Origin of the sequence: Tissierella sp., from assembly GCF_052089545.1 — a bacterium.
Classification (GTDB): Bacteria; Bacillota; Clostridia; order Tissierellales; family Tissierellaceae; genus Tissierella_A.
Map to the genome: position 1 here is coordinate 1 of NZ_JBQDAA010000081.1, position 9,389 is coordinate 9,389.

Annotated in this window: 8 protein-coding genes and 1 CRISPR repeat array; all 8 genes read left to right on the forward strand. The window is 31.8% G+C overall.

Annotated elements, in window-relative coordinates:
* The first annotated feature begins 362 nt into the window (after window positions 1-362).
* Window positions 363-1,118: a CRISPR-associated endoribonuclease Cas6 gene (gene cas6 / locus ACTHW2_RS07250; protein WP_003627162.1), complete on the forward strand. Its 756-nt coding sequence runs from the start codon at window positions 363-365 to the stop codon at window positions 1,116-1,118.
* Window positions 1,119-1,135: 17 nt separating this feature from the next.
* Complete coding sequence (cas8a1, locus tag ACTHW2_RS07255) at window positions 1,136-2,893, forward strand: type I-B CRISPR-associated protein Cas8b1/Cst1 (protein WP_003627160.1); 1,758 nt, start codon at window positions 1,136-1,138, stop codon at window positions 2,891-2,893.
* Between the two features lie 18 nt (window positions 2,894-2,911).
* Complete coding sequence (gene cas7i, locus ACTHW2_RS07260) at window positions 2,912-3,814, forward strand: type I-B CRISPR-associated protein Cas7/Cst2/DevR (protein ID WP_023192831.1); 903 nt, start codon at window positions 2,912-2,914, stop codon at window positions 3,812-3,814.
* Window positions 3,801-4,514, forward strand: a complete 714-nt coding sequence (gene cas5b / locus ACTHW2_RS07265) for a type I-B CRISPR-associated protein Cas5b (RefSeq protein ID WP_003627156.1) — start codon at window positions 3,801-3,803, stop codon at window positions 4,512-4,514. The genes cas7i and cas5b overlap by 14 nt, the downstream gene beginning before the upstream one ends.
* Window positions 4,515-4,656: 142 nt before the next feature.
* Window positions 4,657-7,086, forward strand: coding sequence for a CRISPR-associated helicase/endonuclease Cas3 (locus tag ACTHW2_RS07270; RefSeq protein ID WP_003627154.1), 2,430 nt, complete (start codon window positions 4,657-4,659; stop codon window positions 7,084-7,086).
* Between the two features lie 15 nt (window positions 7,087-7,101).
* Window positions 7,102-7,593 carry a CRISPR-associated protein Cas4 gene (gene cas4, locus ACTHW2_RS07275; RefSeq protein WP_025283809.1) on the forward strand — a complete coding sequence of 164 codons (492 nt, stop codon included), beginning with the start codon at window positions 7,102-7,104 and terminating at the stop codon, window positions 7,591-7,593.
* Window positions 7,594-7,602: 9 nt separating this feature from the next.
* Window positions 7,603-8,592, forward strand: coding sequence for a type I-B CRISPR-associated endonuclease Cas1b (cas1b, locus tag ACTHW2_RS07280; protein ID WP_023192832.1), 990 nt, complete (start codon window positions 7,603-7,605; stop codon window positions 8,590-8,592).
* Window positions 8,586-8,879 carry a CRISPR-associated endonuclease Cas2 gene (cas2, locus tag ACTHW2_RS07285; protein WP_003627150.1) on the forward strand — a complete coding sequence of 98 codons (294 nt, stop codon included), beginning with the start codon at window positions 8,586-8,588 and terminating at the stop codon, window positions 8,877-8,879. Before cas1b ends, cas2 begins: the two co-directional genes overlap by 7 nt.
* Window positions 8,880-9,063: 184 nt before the next feature.
* A CRISPR array of direct repeats spans window positions 9,064-9,357; the repeat unit is 30 nt; unit sequence GTTTTTATTTAACTTAAGAGAAATGTAAAG.
* Window positions 9,358-9,389 lie beyond the last annotated feature (32 nt).

Sequence of the window (9,389 nt, forward strand, 5' to 3'; positions counted from 1 at the left end):
GCCAGATTGCTTCTACCGCCATGATATTGGCAATCGTGCTTTGAGAGATTAGATATTTGAAGAAAGTCCCAGTTGGGGCTTTTTTGTTTTGGAGTTGAATCTTGAAAAAAGCATTCAAATTTTTAAATGGTATAATAGCTATGACTTATTATTTATCCCAATGGAAATGTAAAGTGTAACTATAGCATTTTTATTTTATTTAACTCATGAGAATAGTTGTGTTGAATGTTGATCTCCTTAAGTTTTTTAGCTTATGGAGATCATATTTTTTGTTCTTCTAAAAATCTAACCTTGTAATTATAGAAAAGGGTGATAGACTAAATGTGTAATAAAAAAATAATTACAAATGAAAGGAGCTAAAAATGAGATTTGGCATACCGATTCATCTTCTTCCCAAAAATTCGGAAGAAAAGGAAATCAAAATAAATATCGATTACGATGCCTATATTTTGTCCTTAATTAAAACTGGACTTTCAACTGAAAATCCGGCTTTGTTTAAAGAGCTTTTTGGAAAGCCTACACAAAAGAATTACTCAACTAGTGTATTTTTCCCGAATGCTACTTTTACTAAAGACAACATTGTTTTAGATAAGAATGGAGAAATGAAATTATATTTTTCAACTGCTAATACAAATTTAGCAATTAATTTCTATAATTCGTTTGTTTATTTAGATCATTTAGATGCGGAAAAACTACCCTTTGGACACAGTTATCTGGCTGATGTAAAGAAACTTTACACTATAGAACTACCTAAAATCACCAAAGACAGAGTTATTTTTAAAACAATGTCTACAATCGTGATTCGAAATGATGAAGGAAGATTTATCTCGTGTCCTAATGATTCGACTGAAGAAGGACTTGCTGAGTTTAACGATGCTCTACGCAGAAATACCTTCAACAAACTAAGGGATAATGAGTCGCTAGCTTCAACAGTCAAAGGACTGAAATTTAAGCCGATAAAGATGCGAAAAACAGTGCGTAAATCATTTGGCTTGAATATTGAATGTACTAAAGGAATTTTTGAACTAGAAGGTAATCCTACATTATTAAATTTTATTCAAGAGTCTGGCCTAGGCGAAAAGACAGGGACTTTTTCTGGGATGATTAGTTTAGCTTAGAGATAGGCGGTGATAATATGGGTGAAACAAGCACTGTGACTATTGATTTTAGAATAAATAGTTGGCTAGAAAATGCTGGTATAGTTGGTTTAACTAGAATCTTAAAAGCTAATCCAAGGTATCGAGGAAGTTATAAAGAAAAAGAAAATACTTTAGAAGTAGATCCTAAAGTATTCGATAATTTTTCTGACTTGTATTTTAATTTCTTCATCAAAAATTATGGTCAAGCAACCAGATACTGGAGAATTGTCAGTGAAGAAAACTTCCTGAAGTCTCTTAAAGAGAATGGCTTTAAAGACTTTGACAATAAAAAATTAAAAGAACTAACTGATTGGTTTGATAACGTTTTAAAGTACTCAGTTAATTCAGCTAGTTACAAAAAGGTCATTAAATTTATTAATAGTGATTATGATATTAAAGCAGAAGTTAAAGACTGTAATAAAAAAATTCGAACGCTAAATAAAAAGAATTTCTTAACTGAAAGCCCTGAAGAAGCTAAGGAAATATTACAGGAATTAATAAATCAATTGTTAAAAGCAATTGAATACTTTAGTACAGATCAGGCTAGAAAATATTTTCCGGCTAAAACACTGAGCTATACAGTAATTAATAAAGCTTGGAATGGTGTGTCTTTTCTTAATCCTCAAGCTAAAAATCTTGATTTCTATGATGACTATCAAAACTATTTTGTAGCACCAGTTCAGAAATATTTGCAAGAAGATCATTCTAAAGACAAATATATATGTTCAACCTGTGGTCGTCCAATAAAGAGGTTGGAATATTCATACGGTTTTTTGAATGATATGGGTTATGACTTAAACAGAAAAACAAGTAATGCTTGGAACTTCAAAAATGACCTGTATATTTGTCCAGTATGTCAATTCTTGTATTCGTTAGTACCAGCAGGATTTACCTATAATATGGCTAGTCAAGGAATCTTCATTAACGAAAATTCATCGATTAGAAATTTGCAAGGTAAGAATGATGCTACTTTTAACAGCATGATGAGAGATATTAGAAGTAATACTCAAACTAGTCCATATAGAGCTTTTTCAGCCGCTTTTAGGGATGCTGAAGCTAGCGGTCAAAATGCTGCTTTAGCTAATATTCAATTAATTACATACAATAATGATCATTATAATTTTCAAATTATTCCGATCGTTGCATCTAAAGTACTAATAAAAGCTGTTGAAAAGAAATATACAGTAAAACAAACTGGTGAAGTAAAGAGCTATTTGGCTAATTTATATAATGCCGGAATTAGTAACTTTAGAGGTGCAGGGTATTACAGTATTTTGGACAATGTATTGAACTGTTTATTTAACAATACTAACTTGTTTAGCATTATCCAAGAATTGGAATTGTTAAAAGTTGGAAATACAGCAGGCTGCTATTACAATACTTTTCAAATCATGACAGTGATTCGAATGAATGGTTGGTTCCTAAATGAATTACATAAATATAGAAGGAGTGAAAATCCTATGAAAGTGGAAGAGGATAAATTAACAAAAGCCCGTGGTTGCGGCATGCACGTAAGAATGGGGTATGACAATGAAAACAAAGCTAAAACCTTAGCTTACAAGATGCTTGAAGCAATTCGTGCTAATAGTACTGATAGATTTATGGAACTCTTACTTAATGCATATCTGTATTTAGATAAGACAGTACCTAAGATTTTTATTGAAACTCAATCTAATACTGAAGTATTTAAAGAATATGCTTTTGCATTTATTGCAGGTTTAATTGGTAGTAGTAATGCTGAACAAGATAAGTAATTAGTGGAGGATATAAAGATGACACAAGATAAAATGGGCTTAACAGCAACTATTGTTTTTCAAGCTTCAAGTGCTAACTATGGTGAAAGTTTGGGTAATGTAGCATCCCTTAAGAAACTTACTCGTGGAGATGGTCAACAATATTCTTACATTTCACGTCAAGCTATTCGTTATGATATTGTGCAACAACTCGGTGAGAAAGAAACAAATTTGGAAGCCGAAGGTAGTGGCGACAAGAAGGTAATTCAATTTGCTAAAGACGCTTCTATTAAGGACTTCCCTGAAATTGATTTCTTTGGTTATATGAAAACCGAAAAGGGCAATAACTCATCTATTAGATCTGCCAAGGTACGTCTTTCAAATGCTATCAGTCAAGAGCCATATGAAGGCGATACTGATTTCTTAACTAATATGTCATTAGCTCAAAGAATTCGTAAAGCTACAGGCGACAATAAGATTCGTAACAGTATTGCCCAATCCGAAATTCAACAATCATACTATGTGTACACACTAACAGTTGATTTGGATCAAATTGGTGTTGATGACAATGACGGCACCAATTTAAATGCAAATGAAAAGAATCGCCGTGTTGCTAAATTACTAGATACAATTCAATACTTGTATCGTGATATTAGAGGCCGCAGGGAAGATTTAAAGCCATTGTTTGCTATAGGCGGAGTATATGATATCAAGAATCCAATTTTTGAGAATGCCGTCAAAGTAAGAAATTCTAATATTGATATTGAATCAATTCAAAGTATTTTAGATGATCCAAGAGTTAAAGAAAACACTAGTGTCGGCTTTGTAGATGGTGCATTTAACAACAGCCAAGAAATTAAAGATAAATTGGATGCAGTAACAGTAGCTAAGTTTATGACTGATTTAAAGAAAAAGGTTGCTGATTATTATGAAGGTAATTAGAGTTAAATTGCATCAAGAAACTGCTAATTATCGCGTCCCAGCTAGTCATGGGTTTCGTGAGAGTTATCCATTACCTCCCATTTCAACGGTAATTGGTATGGTTCACTACTTGTGTGATTTCCATGAGTATCATCCAATGAAAGTCAGTGTTCAAGGCTCATATGTATCTACTACTAGTGATTTCTTTACACGATATGAATTCAAAAATGGTTTGAAATTTGATCCTGGTAGGCATCAGTTAAATGCTGAAGGATATGGGATTAGTAGAGGAATCGGACATGTTCAATTATTGTATGATGTCAATCTAATATTGCATATTAAACCTGATGATGAGAATGAACTGGAAGATATATACAATGCTCTAAAATATCCACGTGAGTTTCCAAATCTAGGTCGACGAGAAGATTTGGTAAATTTTGAAGAAGTAAAAATCGTTGATGTAGAAAAAAAGGATGAAGACTTAACTGTAAATCATGGTGCGTATATACCAGTTGAAATGTCTGAAAATATCGGTCTTGAAAATGAAGGTATTGGATATAAAGGAACGCATTATTACTTAAATAAGGACTATAAACTGGTAACGATAAAAAAAGGTCAGACACAACGTCGATGGAATAAAGTTGAAGTTATATATGCTTCTGGGTTTACGGTTTATAAGAGTTACGTTGATGAAGATAATAATGTAGTGTTCTTAGTTTAAAATCTGTCGATGTCCAATAAGCAGTTTTTACCAGTAGATCGACAGATGTGATAAAGCCTTATGTAATAGTTTTTCTAGAGATTCCAATATTTAACTTACGAGAATATACGATATTAACCATAAAGATAGAAAGTGTGAAAGGATGAATGAATATTTAGCTAAATCTTTAGACCAATCTGAAGGAAATCATTGTGAGACGATCGTTGAACATACTAATAATTTGTTAAAGCAATATAGTTTATTAAAGCAAGCTTATCCAGATATATTTCAAAATTTTTGGCTTAGTCAAGATCGATTTAACGATATGACAAAACAGGTAGATATTCGTAGTAAAGACGATTGGCGGCTTTTAGAAATTGCTTGTAGCTATCACGACTTAGGGAAAATGAACCTACGCTTTCAGAAAAAGGTAAAAGCAGGGCAGAGCTTTTGTAAAGGTGAAATTCCGCATGCATTGTTAAGTATTACGATGCTTCCAATTGATGAATTACAGAAGCATTATACTAAAGATCAAATCATAGCATTAATTTTTGCAATAAAGTGGCACCATGAACGTAATTTCTCTGAAATATACGAGAAGCATTATGAGGATGAAATAGAAGCTTTAAAGAAAGAGTTTGCTAGTTTTGATTATTCAAAATCAAGTTTTCCAATTCCCCCTCAAGAGCCAGCAAAAGTAGATAGTAAGTATTTAACTGGTAATTTAAGTCATAGATTGTCCCCTAATTATGAGCCTAAAATTTATGATGAATTTGTAATACTAAAAGGTTTGCTTAATCGTATTGATTATGCTGCTTCTGGACATTATGAAATAGAGTCGAAATCACGTGTATGTTTGAGTCAAAATATACTTCAAGAATGGCATAAGAAAAATCCAGTCGCTGATTGGAATGAACTGCAAAAATATACATATGATCATAGAAATGAAAGTATCGTTGTAGTCGGTCAGACCGGACTAGGTAAAACCGAGTCAGCGCTCAGATGGCTTGATAATTCTAAGTCATTCTTTGTATTGCCTCTGAAAAGTGCGATCAATTCTATCTATGATCGAATTTCTGGAATTGTTTTTCAAAATAAAAGTCATGAAAATTTGGCACTTCTTCATTCGGATATGATGGCTAAGGCATTATCAGAAAAATTTGATGATGAAGATAACTTTGAAGAATTCGTAAATGAAGAACGGAGTTGGTCTAAGCAACTATCTGTTGCTACCTTGGATCAAATTTTTAATTTTGTTTATCACTATAAAAATTATGAACCTAAACTTGCTACTCTTGCTTATGCAAAGGTGGTAATTGATGAGATTCAAATGTATTCTCCAGATCTTTTAGGATATTTGATTTACGGGTTAGGTGAAATCCAAAAATTTGGCGGCAAATTCGAGATCATGACAGCAACATTACCTCCATTTTTGATAGATTTGTTGGAAAGCAATGGTTTGGAATTTAAGCAAGCACCACACCCATTCTTAGATCCTAAAGTGAATCATCGGCATAAGGTTAAAGTTTTGCACAAACAAATTAATTCGGATGACATAATTAATTTAGATCGTCATCAAAAGACCCTTGTAGTATGTAATACCGTTAAATCTGCTACGGAACTATATTCTGAACTAAAGCAAAAAGGGGTCTCAGATGTTCATTTAATTCATAGTAGATTTATTCGAAAAGATCGAAATGAAAGAGAAAAAGAGATACTTGAATTTGGACAAAAAGAAAATCATAGTTCTGGAATTTGGATAGGTACACAAGTCGTTGAAGCATCATTAGATATAGACTTTGACATGTTAATTACAGAACTTTCTGAATTGTGTGGCCTTTTTCAGAGAATGGGAAGATGCTATAGAAAGCGTAACTATGAAGGTAAGGAACCAAATGTTTATGTTTTCGATGGTGGAGATAAGCTAACAAGTGGAATTCATGAAAGCAAGCAGGAATATGACGATAAAAGATATCATTCTGTTGTAGATTATCATCTGTTTGAAATATCTAAGAGAGCTTTAGCTCAAGTTGACGGATATTTAACTGAATCAGATAAATTAAAGCTAATTGATGAGAATTACACTACTGACAAGCTATTAGATGAAAATTGTCAGCTTATTGATAAGGTCAACGATTGTATTGATTATTTAAATGATTTGACTTTTTTAGATAACCTCAAGACAAAAGAAGAAGTTGTAAACACTTTTAGAAATATCAACACAATAGATATTATTCCTGAACAAGTATTTCTAGAAAATAAAGATAAACTTGAGGCAGCTGCTAAAGCACTAAATAATTATATAAGAAGAGAAGATTTTCTTGATCAAACGGAGTACAAAAAGCAGCATCAGATCCTTGTAAAAGAAAAGATTAAAGCAAGAGAGGTAATTAATAATTATTTAGTTGGTATACCCCTATATATAATTAATAAGGTCTCAAAACAAGATAGATGGATAAAAGATAAAGCATTAAATGAAGTCGGATATAACATCTTACCAGCAGATTTCAATTATGATTCTATGACTGGCCTATCATATAACGATAATAAGAATAAAAATGCTGAGATTGACGATGATGATAATATCTTCTAGTTTGGAGAATATAAAATGCGAGTTACTGGTAATATGGTTAACTATTTCTTTGTTTGTAAAAGAAAGCTTTGGCTTTTTCAACATCAAATAGGATTTGAACAAACTAGTGAACGTGTTCAATTAGGGAGCCTATTAGATAGAACTAGTTATCAAGGGCATGGTACACATCATGTAATGATTGATAATTTGATCAATATTGACATGGTTGAAAATTGGCAACTGATTCATGAAGTTAAAAGAAGCGATGCAATCGAACCAGCAGCTATTTGGCAGTTGAAATACTATATTTATTATTTAAGGAAGAAAGGAGTAAATATCTCTAAAGGATTACTAGATTATCCTCGTCTTAAGAAATGTGTAAAGGTTGATTATACGGATGAAGATGAGAAGCAGATGGAGAAGTATATCTCAGAAATTGAACAAATTTGTGAACAAGTAACACCACCTAAGCCTCAATTTAAGCCAATTTGTAAATCATGTGCATTTTATGAGTATTGTTTTTCTTAGGTGATTACGATGGAAGATTATTATTTATTTTCTTCAGGAGAATTAGAACGTAAAGATAATACGGTTAGATTAACAAGGTCAGATGGTAAGTATAAAGATTTAAAGATTGAAGTTACCAGAGATATTTATTTGTTTGGCGAGGTTTCTACTAATACTAAGTGCTTAAATTATCTTGCTCAAATGAAAATACCGGTTCATTTTTTTAATTACTATGGTTTTTATACTGGATCATTTTATCCAAAAGAACAGAATGTTTCTGGTACACTTTTAATTCAACAGGTACAGGCTTATACAGATCCTAAAAGAAGATTATATTATGCTAAAAAATTTGTCTTAGGAGCTGCTAAAAATCTATTAAGAAACCTAAAATATTATCAAAGAAGAGGGAGAAATTTAGATGATAGCATAAAAGAAATTACATCATTAATTCGACAAATAGATCAAGTGCATGATGTTGAAGAACTAATGGGGGTCGAAGGTACTATTCATAGGAGATACTATGCATCATGGCAAAGTGTTTTTATTCCCGATGTAGATTTTTCAAAAAGGGTAAGAAGACCGCCTGATAATATGGTAAATACACTTATTTCATTTTTGAATGGATTAATGTATACAACGTGTTTGTCAGAGATTTATGTAACCCAGCTTAATCCGACTATTAGTTATCTACATAGTCCAATGGATAGAAGATTTTCATTATGTCTTGATATATCTGAAATTTTTAAGCCAATGATAGTTGATAGATTAATTTTCTCACTGATAAATAAAAATATGATTAGTGAGGAAGACTTTAATAAGGAATCAAATTATTGTTACTTATCTGAAAAATCCAAACGGATAATCGTTAGTGAATACGACAAATATATGAAACAAAAAGTTAGATATAAAACCTTGCATAGGGATGTTTCCTATAGACATTTAATCCGATTAGAATGCTATAAATTAGTAAGATCGTTGGTTGAAGGAGAAACCTATGAGCCTTATGTTATGGGATGGTAATAGATATGTATGTGATTCTGGTTTACGATATCGTAATGGATAAACAAGGTGCTAAAGTAAGTAGACATGTTTTCAAAATATGTAAAAAGTATTTAACTCATGTTCAAAATTCAGTATTCGAAGGTGAACTAACCAAGTCCCAGCTTGAAAGCTTGAAGAATGAGTTGGATAGATGGATTCGACAGAACGTTGATTCAGTGATTATATTCAAAAATAGAAATAAAGATTGGCTTGATAAAGAATTTATGGGTCAGGATTTAACTGATTTAACGTCGGATATATTCTAAAGAAGAATCTGTCGATGTAAGATACGAAGAAAATCCTGGGAGATCGACAGATTTGCAAAATGCCGGTACAATGATATTTGTGCGATTTGTCTAATGATTTTAGTGATTTTTGGATGCGTTTTTGGTTAGGTCGACAGATAGGGCCGTTGAATCTATTGATACAGTAGGACTGGTAGTTGCAACTGTTTTTATTTAACTTAAGAGAAATGTAAAGTAGACTTAGCAAAAAATTCTAGGGGGAATTAAAATGGTTTTTATTTAACTTAAGAGAAATGTAAAGTGAAGTTGATGGAACTACACCACAGCAGCTCAGAGAGTTTTTATTTAACTTAAGAGAAATGTAAAGGATTATGCGTACGGCAATAACTCATGGCTACAAGTCGTTTTTATTTAACTTAAGAGAAATGTAAAGTTTCAAAAAAAGTTAGAAGAAAAATTTTTCAAAAATTTTTTTTTTTAAATTAAGAGAAATTTAAATTATATCTATATAAATTTTTTTGGTGGTTGGAC

Excerpts from the sequence above, each read along its gene's own strand:
- cas6 (WP_003627162.1), top strand. The coding sequence starts at position 363 with ATGAGATTTGGCATACCGATTCATCTTCTTCCCAAAAATTCGGAAGAA.
- cas2 (WP_003627150.1), top strand. The coding sequence starts at position 8,586 with ATGGTAATAGATATGTATGTGATTCTGGTTTACGATATCGTAATGGAT.
- cas5b (WP_003627156.1), top strand. The coding sequence starts at position 3,801 with ATGAAGGTAATTAGAGTTAAATTGCATCAAGAAACTGCTAATTATCGC.
- cas4 (WP_025283809.1), top strand. The coding sequence starts at position 7,102 with ATGCGAGTTACTGGTAATATGGTTAACTATTTCTTTGTTTGTAAAAGA.
- cas1b (WP_023192832.1), top strand. The coding sequence starts at position 7,603 with ATGGAAGATTATTATTTATTTTCTTCAGGAGAATTAGAACGTAAAGAT.
- cas7i (WP_023192831.1), top strand. The coding sequence starts at position 2,912 with ATGACACAAGATAAAATGGGCTTAACAGCAACTATTGTTTTTCAAGCT.
- cas8a1 (WP_003627160.1), top strand. The coding sequence starts at position 1,136 with ATGGGTGAAACAAGCACTGTGACTATTGATTTTAGAATAAATAGTTGG.
- ACTHW2_RS07270 (WP_003627154.1), top strand. The coding sequence starts at position 4,657 with ATGAATGAATATTTAGCTAAATCTTTAGACCAATCTGAAGGAAATCAT.